The organism is Arenibacter sp. S6351L (assembly GCF_023016025.1).
In the GTDB taxonomy this organism is placed as follows: Bacteria; Bacteroidota; Bacteroidia; order Flavobacteriales; family Flavobacteriaceae; genus Arenibacter; species Arenibacter algicola_B.
In genome coordinates, this window is the sequence record NZ_JALKBB010000023.1 from 1 (window position 1) to 18245 (window position 18245).

At 37.5% G+C, this 18245-nt stretch carries 13 protein-coding genes; 6 read left to right on the plus strand and 7 right to left on the minus strand.

Annotated features, from left to right (window positions below; all coding sequences use genetic code 11):
• The 3 genes from MWU82_RS16950 to MWU82_RS16960 form a co-directional block, all read left to right on the plus strand.
• Positions 1 to 2811: gliding motility-associated C-terminal domain-containing protein (locus MWU82_RS16950; RefSeq protein WP_247097291.1), on the plus strand; the 2811-nt coding region annotated here is incomplete at its 5' end.
• Between the two features lie 8 nt (positions 2812 to 2819).
• Complete coding sequence (locus MWU82_RS16955; RefSeq protein ID WP_247097292.1) at positions 2820 to 3812, plus strand: type IX secretion system membrane protein PorP/SprF; 993 nt, start codon at positions 2820 to 2822, stop codon at positions 3810 to 3812.
• 13 nt (positions 3813 to 3825) lie between these two features.
• The gene (locus MWU82_RS16960) at positions 3826 to 5757 is read left to right on the plus strand and encodes an OmpA family protein (protein WP_247097293.1); all 1932 of its coding nucleotides are present in this window, start codon (positions 3826 to 3828) and stop codon (positions 5755 to 5757) included.
• 69 nt (positions 5758 to 5826) lie between these two features.
• Here MWU82_RS16960 and MWU82_RS16965 read toward each other — a convergent pair whose 3' ends face one another.
• From MWU82_RS16965 to MWU82_RS16985, 5 genes are all read right to left on the minus strand, one after another.
• Complete coding sequence (locus MWU82_RS16965; protein ID WP_085496579.1) at positions 5827 to 6018, minus strand: hypothetical protein; 192 nt, start codon at positions 6016 to 6018, stop codon at positions 5827 to 5829.
• 139 nt (positions 6019 to 6157) lie between these two features.
• Complete coding sequence (locus MWU82_RS16970; protein WP_281502447.1) at positions 6158 to 7417, minus strand: divalent metal cation transporter; 1260 nt, start codon at positions 7415 to 7417, stop codon at positions 6158 to 6160.
• 23 nt (positions 7418 to 7440) lie between these two features.
• Positions 7441 to 8076, minus strand: coding sequence for an ElyC/SanA/YdcF family protein (locus MWU82_RS16975; protein ID WP_215950191.1), 636 nt, complete (start codon positions 8074 to 8076; stop codon positions 7441 to 7443).
• 179 nt (positions 8077 to 8255) lie between these two features.
• On the minus strand, positions 8256 to 8708 hold the full coding sequence (locus tag MWU82_RS16980; protein ID WP_215950192.1) for a hypothetical protein: 453 nt from the start codon (positions 8706 to 8708) through the stop codon (positions 8256 to 8258).
• Between the two features lie 573 nt (positions 8709 to 9281).
• Positions 9282 to 10127, minus strand: a complete 846-nt coding sequence (locus MWU82_RS16985; protein ID WP_247097294.1) for a DUF1080 domain-containing protein — start codon at positions 10125 to 10127, stop codon at positions 9282 to 9284.
• A 618-nt stretch (positions 10128 to 10745) separates the two neighbouring features.
• Here MWU82_RS16985 and MWU82_RS16990 point away from each other — a divergent pair.
• Positions 10746 to 11960: a site-specific integrase gene (locus tag MWU82_RS16990; protein ID WP_247097295.1), complete on the plus strand. Its 1215-nt coding sequence runs from the start codon at positions 10746 to 10748 to the stop codon at positions 11958 to 11960.
• Positions 11961 to 12183: 223 nt separating this feature from the next.
• On the opposite strand, the gene MWU82_RS16995 is transcribed toward MWU82_RS16990, so the two are convergent.
• A complete protein-coding gene (locus tag MWU82_RS16995) occupies positions 12184 to 12495 on the minus strand; it encodes a hypothetical protein (RefSeq protein ID WP_247097296.1) in 312 nt (103 codons plus the stop codon).
• 389 nt (positions 12496 to 12884) lie between these two features.
• Between MWU82_RS16995 and MWU82_RS17000 the strand changes: the two genes are divergently transcribed.
• Positions 12885 to 14054, plus strand: coding sequence for a PAS domain-containing sensor histidine kinase (locus MWU82_RS17000; RefSeq protein ID WP_247097297.1), 1170 nt, complete (start codon positions 12885 to 12887; stop codon positions 14052 to 14054).
• Positions 14055 to 14477: 423 nt separating this feature from the next.
• Here the strand turns inward: MWU82_RS17000 and MWU82_RS17005 are convergent, their stop codons facing one another.
• The gene (locus MWU82_RS17005; protein ID WP_247097298.1) at positions 14478 to 15170 is read right to left on the minus strand and encodes a LytTR family DNA-binding domain-containing protein; all 693 of its coding nucleotides are present in this window, start codon (positions 15168 to 15170) and stop codon (positions 14478 to 14480) included.
• A 700-nt stretch (positions 15171 to 15870) separates the two neighbouring features.
• Between MWU82_RS17005 and MWU82_RS17010 the strand changes: the two genes are divergently transcribed.
• Complete coding sequence (locus tag MWU82_RS17010; RefSeq protein ID WP_247097299.1) at positions 15871 to 18204, plus strand: TonB-dependent receptor; 2334 nt, start codon at positions 15871 to 15873, stop codon at positions 18202 to 18204.
• Positions 18205 to 18245 lie beyond the last annotated feature (41 nt).

Below are 18245 nucleotides of genomic sequence, written 5' to 3' on the forward strand. Positions count from 1 at the left end.
ATTGTCGAGGGCACGGAGACCTTTACGGTCACTCTTACCTCTAGCAATTTAGCTGTGGACGATAGCGATACGGCCACAGGTACTATCACGGACAATGATTCGGTCGGCGTTACGGTATCTACGATCAGCGGTAATACAACGGAGGCGGGTGGCACGGCTACCTTCACGGTGGTTCTGAACAGCCAGCCTACGGCCAATGTGACCATACCCCTTAGCAGTAGCAATACCTCTGAAGGGACTATAGCTGTACTAAATGTAGCTTTCACGCCAGCTAACTGGAACGTAGCCCAGACGGTGACGGTGACCGGGGTTGACGATATGGTTGCTGACGGTAACGTTGCCTATAACATAGTTACCGGGAATGTAACCTCTGCGGATACGAATTATAATGCTCTTACGGCTGCCAATGTTGCGGATGTTGCGGTGACCAATGTGGACAACGATGCGGTCGGGGTTACGGTATCAGCGATAAGTGGTAATACTACGGAAGCAGGAGGCACAGCTACCTTTACATTGGTTCTGGACAGCCAGCCCACAGGGAATGTAACTATACCCTTGAGCAGTAATAATACTGCAGAGGGTACACTTGCGGTATCCACAGTGGTCTTCACACCAAGTAACTGGAACGTTGCACAAACGGTGACGGTCACCGGAGTAGATGATATTGTGGTGGATGGCGACATTTCCTATGCCATTGTTACCGGTAATGTTACCTCTTCGGACACTGGCTATGACGCACTAAACGCTGGAGGCGTTGCGGATGTTGCAGTAGTTAATATTGACGATGATACTGCTGGTATTTCCATAAGCGATGTAACCGTAAATGAAGGGGACGGAACTGCAACTTTTACGGTAATTTTAAATAGAGGTGTGTTATTTGGCACTTCGGTGAAATACGAAACCGCCAATAATACGGCCTCGGCGGGATTCGATTATGTTAGCAAATCAGGTACCCTTACCTTTTTGGGCTTAAATGGGGAAACAAAGACTGTTGTAATTGATATTTTGGAGGATGTTATTGTAGAAGGCACGGAATCCTTTTATGTAAACCTTTCCAATGTTACTGGGTTTGCCCAAATAGCAAAGGCACAGGGAGTAGGAACTATAACGGATAATGATAATTGTATTGAAGCTCCATTAATTAATGATACATCAACTATATTTTGTGGTGCCTTTACCCAGGATTTGGATGCTTATACGGATACTGCCATACCTTCTGGTTTTGAATTGATATGGAGCAGTAACAGTGATTTTTCAGTTACCGGCGCCAGGTTAAATACCAGCGTAATAGATTTTGAGGCTACCTTTTATGGCTTTTTGTATAATGAAGGTACGGGCTGTGTTAGTCCGCCGCTGGAAGTTACCCTGGTACGTAATGAACCTCCTGAAATATTAAGTACTACTCCAACCACTATTTGCGGACAAGGTATTGCTACAATTAGTGCTACGGTAACTGCAGGAGGTAGCTTGTTTTGGTTTGCTTCTGAATCAGGTGGGGATTCATTGGAAGAGGGAAGTAGCTTTTCGCCCAATGTCAGTGCAACTACTACTTATTACGTAGAGGCTTTTGCCAATGGTTGTTTCTCGGAGCGTGTTGCGGTAACAGTTACTGTTGCGGATCCGGTCGAGACTGGTACAACAACAGCTACTTCGGCTTGTAGTATAAGTGGTGGTGGAGCAACAACAACCATTGATTTGGATACTACTAGATCGGGAGGAGATACTGGAGTTTGGTCCATTGTAGGCACTCCCCCAACCGAGGTCGCAATAGCTGCTGGCAATATTGTTGATTTTGAGGGAGCCGCAGACGGGGACTACATTTTTAGATTTACGACGAATACCGCTGTTTCTCCATGTGTAAACGAAAGTGTAGAGGTGACCATTGCCGTAACTACTTGTACTATGGATAGTGATGGGGATGGCCTTATAGACAGGGACGAAAGAGCTTTGGGCTTAGATCCCAATGATCCGGATACGGACGCGGACGGAATCAATGATGGAGATGAAGTAGGACCCGATGTAAGCAACCCTATTGACACAGATGATGACGGAATAATAGATGCCTTGGATTCCAATATCTTGGATTCGGACAATGACGGTGTAGTGGATCAGTTGGATCCAGCGAACAATAATCCTTGTATCCCCAATATTTCTGATGCCTGCCAAATCGATCTTGGTATAGAGAAAGTAGTGGACATGGAAAGTGTATTGGTAGGACGTGAAGTTACATTTACAATAACTTTAACCAATTTGAGTCAGATCATGGTCACCAATATTGCGGTTAATGATCTTGTAAGTCCAGCACTGGGTTTTGAGTATATTAGTAGTGCGGTTACTAGCGGGGCATACAATGAAATGGCTGGAGTATGGCAATTGGATGAGATTTTGGCGGAGGAGGTGAATACATTAACCATTACGACCAGGGTACCTGAAGTCGGCATTTATCAGAATGTTGCAGCCATTGTGGACTCTTTTCCAGAGGACTCGGATGCTACCAACAATACGGCTTCCGTTACCGTAACAGTGACACCTAGGTCATCGAGCGAATGTGGATTCTTGTTCAATCAGATATCCCCCAATGGTGATGGAATAAACGATTCGTTGTATATTAACTGTATTCAGGATTATCCCAATAATACCTTACAACTTTATGATCGCTATGGCAATGAGGTCTTCACGGCCAGTGGTTATGACAATACTTGGATGGGGACAGGAAAAAATGGAGATTTGCCAAAAGGAACCTACTTTTATATCTTGGATCTAGGTGATGGAACGGAAGTTCGAAAAGGTTGGATCCAAATCATAAGATAATATAGATTATGAATTTAAGAATATACAGAATAGGGTATAGGGATATTTTATTGCTTTGTAGCGTACTGTTTTTTTCTGCGGGCATGCTTTTTGCTCAGAAAGAGCCCCAGTATACCCAATATATGTACAATATAGGCAGTTTTAACCCTGCCTATGTGGGTACAGTGGAGAGTCCGGATATTACCGGTCTGTACCGTGTGCAATGGTCCGGAATCCCGGGAGCGCCCAGAACCATGCGGTTCGGAGTAAATCTTCCCTTGGCCAATGAAAAAAATGGCTTGGGATTTAATGTGGTAAGTGATCAATTGGGGCCTACTACCCAAACGTACATAGATGTTGCTTATTCATTTCAAGTAAAACTGTCAGAGGAAACTAAGCTGTCCTTTGGTGTGGATGCGGGTGGTTCTTTATTGGATGTGGATTATACCAAAGGCGACTTTGAAAATCCAAATGAGCCCTTGTTGAATAATGCGGATACCTTTAATAAATTTTATCCTACTGTAGGTGCCGGTATATTTATGTATCAGGAAAACTGGTACTTAGGATTGTCCGTTCCCAACTTTTTAACCTCTGGCTTGTACGCGGATGAAGTGGCCAATATTGTGGAGGACAAGATGCAGTTTAATTTTATAGGGGGGTATGTTTTTGATTTTTCCGAAGGCCTCAAATTTAAACCGGCTTTCTTAATGAACTATTTAAATGGGTCGCCTTTAAACTTAAATTTATCTGCAAATTTTTTAATTAGCGATGTCGTAACTTTAGGGGCATCCTATAGATTGGATAACGCTATAAGCGGTTTGGCCGGATTGCAGATTTCCAATAGTCTATTTCTAGGGTATTCCTATGATTACAATACCAATGGACTTGGGGAGTACAGTCAGGGTTCACATGAGGTAATATTGAAGTTTTATTTAGGAAAGGGAAGTAGCAAAGTTAAAAAGGAGAGTAATAGAGATCAAAAAGGGAAACCTAAACAAATAGATACCCCTAGGTTTTTCTAAAATTAATATGAACATGAAGTTTAAATTAACAATTGTATTTTTTATCCTTTTGTCATCCTTCGTTTTTGCACAGCAAAAAAAATCTAAGGGGGATATACTGTTTTTTGAGTATTCCTATAATCAGGCCATTGTAGAATATCAAAAGGAATTAAGGGACGGGGTACTTAGCAATAAACAATATTTGAACCTAGCGGATTCCTATATGAAGATTGGCAACTTTAAAAAGGCCTCGGAAATTTATGTAAATATTTTCCAGAAAGACACTACTATGTCTTCCTTCCATTTTAATAAAATGCTGCAATCTTTGTCCAAAACTTCTGAAATTGAAAAGGTAAGGGCTTATTTGTCTACAAAAAAGGATGAATTGGCCCCAGAATTATTGGAAAACGCGGATTTTAATTATGAATTGATAGCAACCAACACTAATGAGGAGTTAGATTTTGAGATATTTAATATAAGTGGAAATAGTCCGCAGGCCGACTTTTCCCCTGCTTTTTATAAGGAAAAGTTATTGTTTTCCAGTAGCAGGCCTGATGGCACCAAGAGGATTTATAATCCTTCTGGTGAATCGTATCTAAATATATATGAGTCCAACATTGAGGCTCAGGGCGACATAAAAAGGCCTCAGGTTTTTAAAGGCATATCCAATACCAATTTTCATCGTGCAACGCCTTATTATTCTGAGGAGCTCAATTATATATTTTATGTACTTTCCAATGCCGATGGGGAGGTTTTACAGTTTAGTGAAAACGGTAAAAACACTTTGGCCATGGGGAGGATTGATGAAAGTGGGGCTTTTCAGTTCATATTAAGAGATTTAAACACTTCTTTTTATTATCCCTTTTACGAAGCAAGTACAGGAAAATTATTTTTTGCGGCAAATTTTGAAGACGGTTATGGCGGCACGGATATTTATTATGTGTACACCAACAATGGGCTTATTATGTCTGCTCCGGTAAATTTAGGTCCAAGAATTAATACCCCTGGTAATGAAATAGCGCCTTATATTTTTGAAAACAGCCTCTATTTTTCTTCGGATATTTTTTATGGGCTGGGAGGAATGGATATTTATAAATCCAATATTATTTCCGATAACAGTTTTAGTATTCCTATAAACCTTGGAGAGGGTATTAATTCTTCCAAGGACGACTTTGGGTTTATTATTAGGAATAATGATACTAATGGGCTATTGGGTTATTTTTCGTCCAATAGGGATGGCGGTAAGGGCAATGACGATATATATGGCTTTAATGTTACCGAAAAGCCTGGATTAAAAACCTTGGCCCTTAAAGGGAGAGTGGTGAATCTTACCTCCAATAATGGGATATCGAAGGCCCAAATCCGATTGTTGGACAAGAACGGAGAGCTTGTTAAGGAGGTGTTTACTAATGAAAATGGTGATTATAGCGTTGAGGTTCCTTTTCAAGATATCGTTACTATTGAATCGACTAAAGAAAAACATTCAATATTTTCTATGACCTATCAGGGCAAGGAATTGGACGAAATCCAAAATAAAGCTTTTAATATGGGCATTAAATTTTTGGATGATCTGGTAGAGGAACAAGAGGACCAAACCGTAGTGAAATTGAAAAAGTTCTATTTTGATAAGGGAAAGAGCAATATCAATTCAGACATTGCCCAAGAATTGGATAAGGTTGTAGATCTTATTGAGAGATTTCCCCAATTACAGCTTAGGATAGAATCCCATACCGATAGTAGGGGAGGGGGAAGTTACAATTTTACCTTGTCACAAAAAAGATCGGATGCCATTAAAGATTATCTTTTACAACAAGGAGTGCCAGCAGGGAATATACTCTATTCCGTTGGTTATGGGGAAGATAAACTACTAAACGGGTGTAAGAATGGTGTTTTTTGTTTGGATATGCTACACAATAAGAATGAGCGATCATTAATAGTTGTGCTTAATTACAATCTCCTGTATTAAGGGTATTTTGTAATATTCTAAATTCTTTGCCTTCGGCTTTGTGGTATATAATGAAGGACGATTGTAAGGTTACCTTGCTAAATTACAGGCACTACAGTCCTTGATTTCGCCGTAATAGGTTTCCCTGTATTTATGGAGAGTCCTCACGGGAATACCGAAAACCACTTCTTTTATATAGGTCACCCGTGTGTATAAGATCCCCATTTTAGAATTATAACGCTTTTCGTTCCTTGTATTTCTCTTTATACGTATCAATTTCATTATTCTGCGCTTCTTCTTCATATCGTACAAAGATTAAAGATAGAATTTCCAAAAGCAAATTTTGGGTGTTAAGTCTTTATTAAACACTTAGAAATGATCTAGATCCACTAATATGAATGTTGTTTATAGATGCTTTCTATTAAAACAATAGCATCCAACAATAATAAATGGAAAAGAGGGTGAGAAAGATTATACCGAGATAGGTTAATATTTGCAGGTTTCTGTTGGGCCTGTCTTTTACAGGTATTTCGAGGCTCGTGACGTTCTTTAGATTCATGTACCCTATGATTGGTGCCATAACAAATGAAACAAAAGTGGCCAGGGCAACGAGGATCCCCATATTGGCAGAAAAGATACTTATGACCATAAAATTTATTACAGCGAGCAACAACACTCCGATAGTAAAGCCTTTATTTTTTATAACCTCCTTTTCAGGGAACAGCAAGCTCAAGATGTCAACGCTTACCCGGCTAAGGGCATCGTGCGCTGTAATGCAGGTACTAAACATGGTGGCAAACGCGGCTATTGCTATTAAAATATAAGCCCAGGATCCAATATTAACAGTAAACAGTTGAACCAGTTGGTCTGCAAAAACTACTGAGCTATTACTCAATTCCGTGTTAGTTCCATAGAGGGTAAACCAGCCAATAATCATAAAAAAAATGGCCAAAATAGCTGTTGTAAAATAACCGAATTTAAATTCTTGGAGGGCCTCTTTTAGAGTGGGTTTTTGTTTGGAATTCTTAAATTTTTCAATGCTCCAAAGACTTATCCAACCAGAGGCCTCGACAGCTGTTGGCATCCATCCCATTAGTCCTATTAGAAAAAGGATTCCCACTTCATTGAAAATTGTGGGTGTTTCAAAGTTTTCTACTGCAGTAACCTTCCCATTGAAGATTACCAAAATTGTTGTGACCAAAAGGGCCGAAAATAAAATGGATATCACATACTTCAGTGAGATTTCCAGAAATTTATATCGTCCAACGATAAGTAGAACGCAGATTAGTATAAAAAGTCCGCCGGCTACAACACTTACAGGTGTATTGGTTAATTGAAAAAGATTTATTAGTAATCCGGAGGTAACCACATAGAGCGCGGCTAGAATGGTGAAGGTACTGAACAAGGTAATAATGGCATAGAAGATTAGATAAGCCTTGCCACGATTAAGATAACCTTCTATAAGTGTTTTGTTGGTGATATTCGTATATCTCACCCCAAATTCAAAAAAAGGATACTTCAAGATATTAGCCAATATAATGGGAATAACCATAATCCACCCATATTGTGCTCCTGCCTTGGTGGATAACACTAAATGGGAAGTTCCTATGGCCGTACTGGCAAAAAGCAGGCCAGGACCAAGGTTTTTAATTAGATTTTGTATGGAAGCCACAATTGACATAGCGGGAGTAAATATAGCTAAGTTTACTTGATTTCAATTTTGTCCCCAAAGAATTTTGGTTGGGTATTGAGTGCTAAATCAATAAACACTTTTACGCGGGCAAAATATTCCCTTATTTGTACTTTTAAACCGTGTTTTATGGAAAGATCTTCAGCATTGTAACCTATGGCAAACAATCCTTTTTGCTCTGCTATATAAATAGCGCGTTCGTTATGGAATTTTTGGGAAATAATGGTGACACTGTCCAATCCGAAAATAAACTTAGCCCTGACCATAGAATCCAAAGTGCGAAAACCCGCATAATCCAAAAAAATCTTTTCGCTGGGAATGCCTCCTTTTACAAGATCTTTTTTGAAAACGGTAGGTTCATTGTAGTATTGCGTACTGTTATCCCCACTGACCAATACATAATCTATTTTTCCGGCCTTATATAGTTCCAGGGTTGCTTTGATTCTATTCGTATAATAGGGGTTGGGGCCTCCCCCAACAAGTCTGTTGGAAGTTCCTAAGACAAGGCCCACCCTGTTTTTGGGGATATTTTCAACACTCCAGTAAGTCCTGTTTTCGGCCGCTTTTTTAATGACTTTGTTACAAGAAAGCAATATGACATATGTGGATAATATCCCTATAAGAATCGCAATGCCAATTTTCTTAATCATTCGTCAATATAATCAATATAAAAAAAATAAATCAAAGCTTATGCTTGGCCGGAACGTATGCGGTTTTGTTCAATCTTATTTAGGATATTAGGCAATAATAGTAATAATAAATACCAAAAAAAATAAACCCCAACTTTTATTTAGTTGGGGTTGAAATAGTTGTTTAAAATCAATAAAATTTAATTGGCATTGGCACCAATATTACCTTGAGTAATAATTATTTCAAGATGCTCCTCGTTTTGATGAATCTTAATATGACCATCAAATTTAAGCAATTGTTCGTAGGTAATGGGTGTGCCATCATCCAACGTAGTTACAATTGTGCTACTGGATTCGCAATCGCAATCAATCGGTTCTAGTGTTATCGCAATTTCACCACCTGTTGCCGCATTGTTAAAATAAATAAAAGCAGGATGCACGTCTGTCGAAGAACCGTTTATCTCCAATAGAACGGTAGTTGATCCGTCTTCATTCTTTTTAAAGGTAACTTTACCTGTAATTTTGGAATTGGAAACAGAGCTCAGTGTGTACACTTTAACACTTGTGGAAGATTTTGCAGTAGAATCATCTTTGCTACATCCAGTAATAATTAAAGAGATCGATATCAAGAATAAGTAAACGTATTTTTTCATTTTATGGAGGATTTATATGTCAAATTTTCAGAAATAGTTATTACAATATTCTATAAATACTTTTATCGGTATAAATAATCGATGAATTGTAAATAAATGCTCAAATACGGTGCATTTCATCCAAGATTATCGCCTTATATAGGGAAGGTCTAACCTAGTTAAATAAAAATAAGAGTGGTCTTAATTCTGTATTTAAGGAGTGTGGTCCTGGTTGGTTATGTATATATAAGCCTCTCTAAACTAAGGTTGATAACTATAAAGTTGGGGCGTATATTTTTTAAAATCTTTAAAAGGTAAAAATTGAGATGGTCCTACCTAATTAGGATTTTTTAGACTTCTTTTCTCTTTTTGCAGCTTTCTTTTCCTTGGCGGATAAAACTGGCTCCTTTTTCACATTCTTTTTTGCGTCTTGACTCTTTGCCATAGCGTTTGTTTTTATCAAAGATACTCAATAATCGCACCGCTATTATCTTGGAATCGACTTTTGTGCAAAAGCGAGGGCAAAATAAATTTTGGATGAAGTGCCTAAATTCTAAAACCAATATTGATTAACGTAGATGAAATAGGCTATTGTTACAGCGCTGTACGTTTTTTGGCCATTAGTTTTCCGATTACCTTTTTCAGTTTCTTGGGTTTATCGGCGTACTTTTCCAAATCAATAATTTCTACTTTTCTGAAGTCTACCGGGTGACTTTCACTTTGTAAGGAAATACTTCCGGACTTTAGGAGTTCTCCCTGCTCTAATCCCTTTTTGGGGTCCAACTGGGGTTTGGTATAACGCATAACTTCTTCTCCATTTACGTAGTGGATAATTAAAGAGTCCCTTAAAACAAGGACTTCTACCCTTGTCCATTGATCTCCGTGGTAGGTCTTGGAGGTGGAATTGATGCAGTGTTGTTTTATAATTTTTCCATCTTTTACAAATTGGGTGCCCGGGGTGCATAAATTGGCCGTAGAACGATCGTCCTTGCCATTTCCACCCAATAATTGCACTTCAATGGAATTTGGAAAATCCTGGTCTACGGTCATGGTTGCCGGTTCTTGGCCATGAACCATTATGCCACTGTTTCTATAGGCCCAACCTGGCCCTCCCTTAACTTGATCACCAACAAATCTATATTCAACCCCAATTAAATAGGATGAAAATGGTTCCTTGTAAAACAGATGTCCAAATTGCTCGTCAAAATTGGTATATTGGTCATATCTTACCTGTATATTTCCGTCGTTGACCTGAAAAGTATTGCCGAAGTTTTCGTTCAAATTATGGTGCCTTATTTTTATTTGCCAGTCATTTAAATCCTTTCCGTTGAACAGCTGTTTCCACTTCATATTTTTTTGTGCTGAACATTCAGTGGAGATTAGACCTAGTCCAATGATAAAGAAAATGGTGAAAAGTACTTTGCTGGATTTGGCTTTCATAAGATGAATTATAGTTTGAAGGGTCTAAAATAGTATTTTAAATTAATAGTCAAGCCTGAAAATACTGGGCATTTGTGTTATATCTTAAAATGTCGTTGGTATTCGGTTAATTGGGTAAGCTACCTAAACGCTCTATTCGTTTTCGCTCAAATAAATTTGGCTCATCGTCCAAAATAAAAACGCCCATGGCTTCCACTTTGGTATAACTAATAAGGGGTTATGTGATATTACAGTGGCGGGAATTACCTCACTTCGTTCGGTGAGTCCCGGTCGAACATGTTGATAAGAAAAGACCAGTCCTTGCAGGACTACTATTTTTGCTTCCTGCATTTTTACCCAAATAAATTTGGCAAAAATGAAGGCACAAAAAAACCAAAGCTTTCACTTTGGTCTTTCTTCATTTGTACTCGAGGCGGGACTTGAACCCGCACGGACTAATGTCCATTGGATTTTAAGTCCTCGAATTGCAATTCAAAATCGCATTAAATTATCTGATAATCAATTAATTATGAATATTTTAATATTTTATTATACCAAAGAATATCATATAATATCATAAAATGTTGTACCTATGTTGTACCTGAAAATTCCTATATTAGTATAGAAAATTAGTAAGCAATGTCTTCAAAAACAAAAATTGTTCTCAGAAAAAAGGCAAATAAAGAAGGTCTTTTTCCACTTGCAATTAGAATTACAAAAAATAGACGTTCCAGTTATATGTTTATTGGTCATTATATAGACCAAAAATATTGGGATGAAAAAAGGATGAATATACGTAAATCTCATCCCAATTCGGAATTGCTAAATACATTGTTGAGTTCAAAACTGGCCGAAGTAAATAAGACCTTAATGGAATTACAATTTGAAAACAATGATGTTTCTTCTTTCCGCATAAAGAAGGAGCTTTCGGCTTCTAACAGTGACAAAAGTTTCTCCAGTGTTTCAGATGAATATCTTAATGAATTGGAAAGTAATAATAAGCTGACCAGATTAAATGCTGACAAGGTTAGGGTTAATCATGTATTAAAATTTTATGAATCTAAACATTTAATGTTTCAAGAAATTGACGAAGGCTTTTTGGTAAAATTTCAAACATACCTAAGACGCAATAAAAAGTTGTCAGAAAGGTCAATAGTCAATAATCTTGTTGTAATTCGAACGCTTTATAATAGAGCTATTAAAATGGGTATTGTTGACCAAAAAGCTTATCCCTTTGGTGCGGGTAAAATTCAAATTAGATTTCCTGAGACCGAAAAAATTGGTTTGACCATAGTCGAGATAAAGATTATTGAAAGCTTGCAAAACCTCACCAAAATGGAGGAGCACACTAGAAACGTTTGGCTATTTAGCTTTTATCTGGCCGGGATAAGGGTAGCGGACGTTTTAAAAATACGCTGGAGTGATCTGTATGATGGTCGAATTCACTACAGAATGAATAAGAATGCTAAATTGGTATCATTAAAATTACCTGATAAGATCATACCAATCTTGGAGTATTATGAGCCGGATAGAATAAATTCAAATGATTTTATTTTTCCTGAACTTAAGCGGTCGAATTTTAGAGATCCAAAGGACGTATATGCTAAAACCAATACGGCTACGAGCAAGTTTAATAAACATTTGAGAGGCATAGCTGACAAGGCTGGTTTAGATAAAAAACTTACCATGCATATCGCAAGACATAGTTTTGGGAATATAGCTGGTGACAGGATTCCTGTACAAATGCTGCAAAAACTTTATAGACATACTACCATAACCACTACAATGCAATATCAAGCCAATTTTATTAGCAAAGAAACTGATAAGGCTTTAGAGGAAGTCGTTAATTTTTGATTCTTATGAATTGAAATTGGCCAGTATTGTTATTGGATTTTATCATAAAATGCAAATGGCAGCTTGTCGGAGCTAAATGTATAATATCAACTTCATAGATGAGCCCAAAAAAGTATATTAAAGGCATAATCATACTATTGAGGTTATATTTGGGGATAGAACGTAATTATTATACATTCATGTTCAAATCTTTTTGGATTACTTAGGGGCACAAATTCTCGATTTATAAATGTTTATTGTTTAGTTCTACATATTCGTTCCTAATTTCGTCATAAAGCTGGCCCAATCTTTCATGAAGGTCCTTGGTCATTTCTATTTGAAACTCTCTAATTCCTATCTGCAATTTGAAGTCTGAATCGATCTTTCCATATATGTAATCCAAAGGTAACTCCCGATGTATATCGGATTTGATCGGTTTGGCTGTAAAAAATAGGTTACTACAATCATTTCTCCTATAAGTAAAGGAAACAGTGAAGTCTATGGCCTTATAATGTCTTGTGTATTGAAATGAGCCTTTATCATTTATGGGAACCATTGAATACGTTTAATTAAAATGGATAGAAATTTAGTGCTAAATGTGCTGCTTTTCAATACTTCTTCGATAAGTTTCCTTAATAATAGCCCTATGACATTCGTTCGGTAATCACTGTATTTGGTGTAAAATGAAATTATCACTAATCTACTTAAAACTATAATCTGTTGATAGAGTTGTCGATATAATATCGGAATCTATTCCATTGTTCTTTTTATTTAAAATTAGTTATATTAGTAACTGTTGGTGAATGGGACCAAAGTTATAAATGCAATAGGTCCTCAAAATGTGCGAAGTGTTGGTCTCATCATTGAGTATAAATACTTAAATTGATGTTAAAATATTTTAGCTTCTGACTGCTGCAATTAGTAGGAATTACAAAGGATTTTAGTATGGAAAAGAATTTACAAGATAATTCGGACAAACTATATCCGTGGAATAATTTTCAACAAGTAGATGTAAACCGGGATATCTACAAACAGATTTTTAAATACTCCATTTTTCCTAAGATTGTCCATGACGCAGACATGTGTATTATTGATGCAAATAGTAGTGCCATCAAAGAATTCGGATTTTCGAGAAATGAATTGTTAAAGAAGAAAATAAATGACTTGCAATGCAGTTGTGATTTGGAGCATTCCGTTGAAGGTTTAGAGGAGAAACGAAAGAAAAAGCCGTCTAGTGAAAAAAAATATAAGCGCAAGGATGGATCCGTTTTTATTGCAGAAGTCACTCCTCGAAGCTATTTGGTCGGCGATAAACCGGTAGTTCATGTCCATATTCAAAACATCACTGAACGTAAACGGGCTGAAGAAAATATAAAGGAGTTAAACAAGGCCTTAGAAGCTGAAATTACCAACGTGGAGTTGAACGCCAAGCAAATTGAAATAAAGAATAAAGAATTTGAAGAGTTTGCTTATGTGACAGCTCATGATTTGAAAGCAACCGTTACCAATCTCCATTTGCTTATTGATATGATAAAGACGGATAGTATTATTAGCGATGTGAATGTCGATCTTTTCAATAAATTAAAGATAGGCATTGAACAGGTTCGTAAAACTGTTTTTACTTTAAATGACGTAATTAATTTTAAAACTACACTTAAAGACAAGAAGGAAAGGTTGGAGTTCAAGAAAGTATTTGAGGAAATTAGTCAGGGCTTAACCGAAGATCTAAATACTACAAATACCATCTTGGATGTTGATTTTTCAGAATGTACTGAAATAGACTATCCACCGTTACATTTAAAAAGTGTTATGCAGAACCTACTAGCCAATGCAGTGAATTATAAAAGCCCGGATAGATCTCTTGAAATAAAAGTAAAAACCTGTGAGGTAAGGGGAAATGTTTGCCTTACAGTATGGGATAACGGTATTGGTTTTGATGATGAAAAGTATGGGGAAAAAGTTTTCGGGCTGATCAAACGCTTGCATACCCATGTAGAAGGAAAGGGAGTTGGCTTGTATATGGTCAAATCTATTGTAGAGGCACATGGCGGACGGATTACAGTTAAAAGCAAACCGAATGAAGGTGCAATGTTCACCATTCAATTTAGTAATTGAAAAAAAGAATAAACTTTACTTAAATAGGTCAATGAATTTTTAAAGCCTATATCTTAACATTAAACAGAAAAGTTCAGGGTTTAAATTTCAAGATAAGGCCTTCTATAAAATGGTGGCCTGTAAACAAGGAAAGGAGTGCCCTGTCCTATTTTTTCTGAAGATCAAATTACCCATTATGACTGGGTGGTAGTTCTTGAATTAAAAAAAGGTAAAAGGCTTTTACCGGAAGGTGAAGAAATAGTTTTTTATATTGTCTTTACTCCCTGACAACAAGAAAAAAGCAGATAATTATTCCTGCTTAATTAAATATTTGGAGAATCCTCTTGCCAAGTAAAAAATTGACGAATTATTACAGAAATGGAGGAGTTATTGCCTACACATGCTGTTTAGGAATGGGATTTAGTTAATCAGGTTAGTAAATCGCTAAATATTGTCGAGCGCCTCCTCCAGTTCAGTTTTTTTGTGACGGCTCAAAGGTACCTGTGATCCGGCTACTTCAACTTTTTTACTATTAAACTTTTCAACTTTCTCCAAATTCACGATATAGGACTTATGAATCCTTAGAAATTTATCCTTAGGCAACTTATGTTCAAAGGATTTCATTGTTGAAAGAACAACAACATTGCCTTCATTGGTTACTAATTTGATATAATCGCCCAGTGCTTCTATCCATTTAATCTCATTGAGAACAACTTTCCTTTGTCTTAAGTTGCTTTTGACAAAGATATATTCCTCCTCCTCATTTATCCTATTAATTTGCTCATATGTAGTAATGGCCCTTTTTATAGAAGAGTCAAAACGCGATTGGGAAATCGGTTTGTACAGGTAATCGGTTACGTCGTAATCAAAGGCCTTAAGGGCATAATCTGGTTTGCCAGTAATCAGAATGACCTGTGGTGGGTTCTCCAAGGTCTCCAAAAAATCAAAGCCGGAGAATATAGGCATTTCCACATCTAAAAAAATAAGGTCGATTTCATCGTTCATGATTCCCTTATTTGCTTCAATGGCGTTGCTATAGTCGGATACCAATGTTAGGTTAATATGATTGTTGACCAATTTAGCTACAGCCATTCGTTGCATGGCCGAATCATCTACTATAATACTTCGTAATTTCATAATGTCCGTAACGTGGGTTTAACGGACAATTTACTTTAAGAGCTTTCCTTGCCCTAATAAATGATGTGAACAGAGTTTTATAAGTTGTGTAAATGGAAATATTTGTGGCAATAGAATTAGAACGGTGTTATATACAATGCATATTGTTTATTTATTTTTTCTGTACGAAAGGTGATAATAATCCTATGTCCGAATTACACAGATTTATGTTTCACGGGGCTCGTCAAGTGTGGGAAATACAAGGAAAGTGAACTTAGTCAAAATTCTGCATCCATCAACTTACTACTTACCCAATATTTTTTGAGAATAGGGGATTGGAGAATTTAGGTCCAATCCAAATACCATCTTTGTTTGGTTTGAACGCGGGCTTATCCTTGTAGTTAATGAAAATTTCAGAATTATGGACTTAGTTTGAGAATGGTCGTAGCTAGAAGGCTAAAACTACCCATTCACAGGGGGGTATTTCATTTGTAAATACACTTTCGAAATTCTTTTTCGGAACATTTTGGTGATAAGGACATTTGATTTAACCGGTTGCCATTATAAGGGAGCGATACCAATTCATGACCCATTTAGCAGATTGAAGTCTATCTTAAATTTAACATAATTATTATTTAAAATAATTCTAAATAAGCTTGTTTGGTTTATTTCTCCATTATATATTTGCTTCTCTATTTTTAATCAATCTAAATAAAAATAAATGAAAAAGAACACTTTCTTAATTGCAATACTCTTTATTGCAATGAGAACTTTTGGCCAATCAGGATCCATAAAAGGCAAGGTTGTTTCCGACGATAAAACACCAATTTCGAACGCTAATGTCATGCTAGGTAGTACAGGGATTGGAACAATGACCAATACCAATGGAGAATATCAAATTAAAAACATCAGCGTAGGAAACTACATCATAACAGCCACCTATGTGGGCTTTACGTCCCAGTCAATAAAGGTTGGTATAGCAGCTAATACCTCTCAAACTTTACCTGATTTTGTATTGCATGAAAAACAAGAGCAACTCGACGAAGTAATTGTGGAAGGACATCAAAATAATTATATTACAAGGGATCCCTCATCATCCCTTCGATTGAAGACCGAAATAGCCAAACTACCACAGAATATTCAGGTCATCAGTGCTGCACTTTTACAGGACCAACAGGCAACAAGTATTATGGACGGGGTAATTAGGAACGTCAGTGGCGTTACGATGTTGGAACATTGGGGGCATTTTGCACGGGTGAACATGCGAGGCTTTAGATTACCGGCGTTTAGAAATGGAGTAAATGTTCAAGATTCGTGGGGTCCATTATCTGAAGATATGGCTTTTGTAGACCGTATAGAATTTGTAAAAGGTCCTTCAGGCTTTATGATGTCCGCCGGTGAACCAGGTGGGTTCTACAACGTTGTGACCAAGAAACCATCCGAAGAATTTATTGGAAATGTTTCAGTAAGTGCAGGAAGTTTTGATTTCTATCGGGGAAATTTTGATTTGGGAGGGAAACTTTCGGAAAACGGGAAATTATTATACCGTTTCAATGCCCTATACCAAACTGGCGACAGCCACAGGGACAATGAAAATTCCGAACGTTGGGGCATGGCTCCAGCCTTGACATACAAGTTGTCCAACAAGACCAAAATAACAACTGAACTTAATTTACAAAATGCGGAAAGCTATATAGGTTCCGCCTACATATTTGCCCCCGTGGCCGATGGTTACGCAAGCTTGGATCGAAACTTCAAGTTTACCGACACAAATTACCCAGCATCTGACATTCAGGAGGTGTCCATTTTTACCAGCCTAAAACATGATTTTTCTGATAATTGGGGTATTGAAACCCAATATGCCTATCTACGCTATGATCAAGAAGGCCAATCGTTCTGGGCATGGTCAATTACGGATGAAGGGGATGCTGATAGAAGGGTCACTCAATGGGATGCTCTTTCTGTGGGGAAATATTTTCAGACCTATCTCAATGGCAACTTTCAAACAGTGGGTATTTCTCATAACATTTTAGGAGGGTTCGATTTTACACAAAAGGATTACTGGGCGGATTTTTCAAACACGGTGGCCATAGACCTAACACCTTTTAATATCTATAATCCTATATACGGTAATTCAATTCCGTTGAATTTTGACCGTTCCATTCCAATACAGCACCGGAATGGGGGAGTACCTTACAACGGCAACATAGTAAGGGCCTATTACCTCCAAGATGAAATGGGCTTTTTGAATGACAAAATTAGACTCACTCTAGCTGGAAGGTATACAGAGCTGATGACCAGGGGCAAGCAAAATCAAGATAACAAATTTTCGCCACGGATTGGAGTAAGTGTGGATGTTTCATCATCATTTGCGGCATATGCATTGTACGACCAGTCCTTTCTGCCGGCCAATGGCGTTGATTTTAACGGATATATCTTTGATCCTATTGAAGCAAATGATATTGAGGGAGGGATTAAAAAATCTTTTTTTAACGGGATGTTAAAAACCTCATTGGGAGCATACCAGATTACAAAACAAAATGTACTGGTAACAGATCCTGAACACCCCGATTTTTCCATTCAATTGGGCGAGGTACGGTCAAAAGGTATAGAATTTGACTTGCAAGGTGAGCTTACACCGGAACTTAACTTAATACTGAACTACGCCAACACCAATGTTGAAATAACGGAAAATACGGATGAAAGCGTAATAGGACAGAGGGTGGCCGGTCATGCCAAGCATGTCACCAATGGTTGGCTCAACTATAATTTTGCCAAAATCTCCAAGTTAAAAGGATTTGGGGCTTCTATTGGCTATCAATACCAGGTAGATCGCTCCACATGGGCGTGGGGAGCAGATAGCCAATCCGACCTTCCAAACTATTTGCGACTTGATGGAGGTCTGTCTTGGAAAAACAATAAGCTGCGTGTACAAGTGAACCTGAACAATATTTTGAACGAGTACCTCTACGCAGGGGCCAATTATGGGTCATATTTATATTGGCAGGCTGAACCTGGAATCAACGGAAGGGCGACCATAACCTATAGTTTTTAGATATTTGAATAGTTAGTTTGAGTTGTTAGTTTAAGTTAGTT

Bases quoted from the DNA above. Each gene is read 5' to 3' on its own strand.
- MWU82_RS16975 (WP_215950191.1), bottom strand. From the start codon at position 8,076: ATGATTAAGAAAATTGGCATTGCGATTCTTATAGGGATATTATCCACA.
- MWU82_RS16995 (WP_247097296.1), bottom strand. From the start codon at position 12,495: ATGGTTCCCATAAATGATAAAGGCTCATTTCAATACACAAGACATTAT.
- MWU82_RS17010 (WP_247097299.1), top strand. From the start codon at position 15,871: ATGAAAAAGAACACTTTCTTAATTGCAATACTCTTTATTGCAATGAGA.
- MWU82_RS17005 (WP_247097298.1), bottom strand. From the start codon at position 15,170: ATGAAATTACGAAGTATTATAGTAGATGATTCGGCCATGCAACGAATG.
- MWU82_RS16980 (WP_215950192.1), bottom strand. From the start codon at position 8,708: ATGAAAAAATACGTTTACTTATTCTTGATATCGATCTCTTTAATTATT.
- MWU82_RS16970 (WP_281502447.1), bottom strand. From the start codon at position 7,417: ATGTCAATTGTGGCTTCCATACAAAATCTAATTAAAAACCTTGGTCCT.
- MWU82_RS16985 (WP_247097294.1), bottom strand. From the start codon at position 10,127: ATGAAAGCCAAATCCAGCAAAGTACTTTTCACCATTTTCTTTATCATT.
- MWU82_RS16990 (WP_247097295.1), top strand. From the start codon at position 10,746: ATGTCTTCAAAAACAAAAATTGTTCTCAGAAAAAAGGCAAATAAAGAA.
- MWU82_RS16960 (WP_247097293.1), top strand. From the start codon at position 3,826: ATGAAGTTTAAATTAACAATTGTATTTTTTATCCTTTTGTCATCCTTC.
- MWU82_RS16965 (WP_085496579.1), bottom strand. From the start codon at position 6,018: ATGAAATTGATACGTATAAAGAGAAATACAAGGAACGAAAAGCGTTAT.
- MWU82_RS17000 (WP_247097297.1), top strand. From the start codon at position 12,885: ATGGAAAAGAATTTACAAGATAATTCGGACAAACTATATCCGTGGAAT.
- MWU82_RS16955 (WP_247097292.1), top strand. From the start codon at position 2,820: ATGAATTTAAGAATATACAGAATAGGGTATAGGGATATTTTATTGCTT.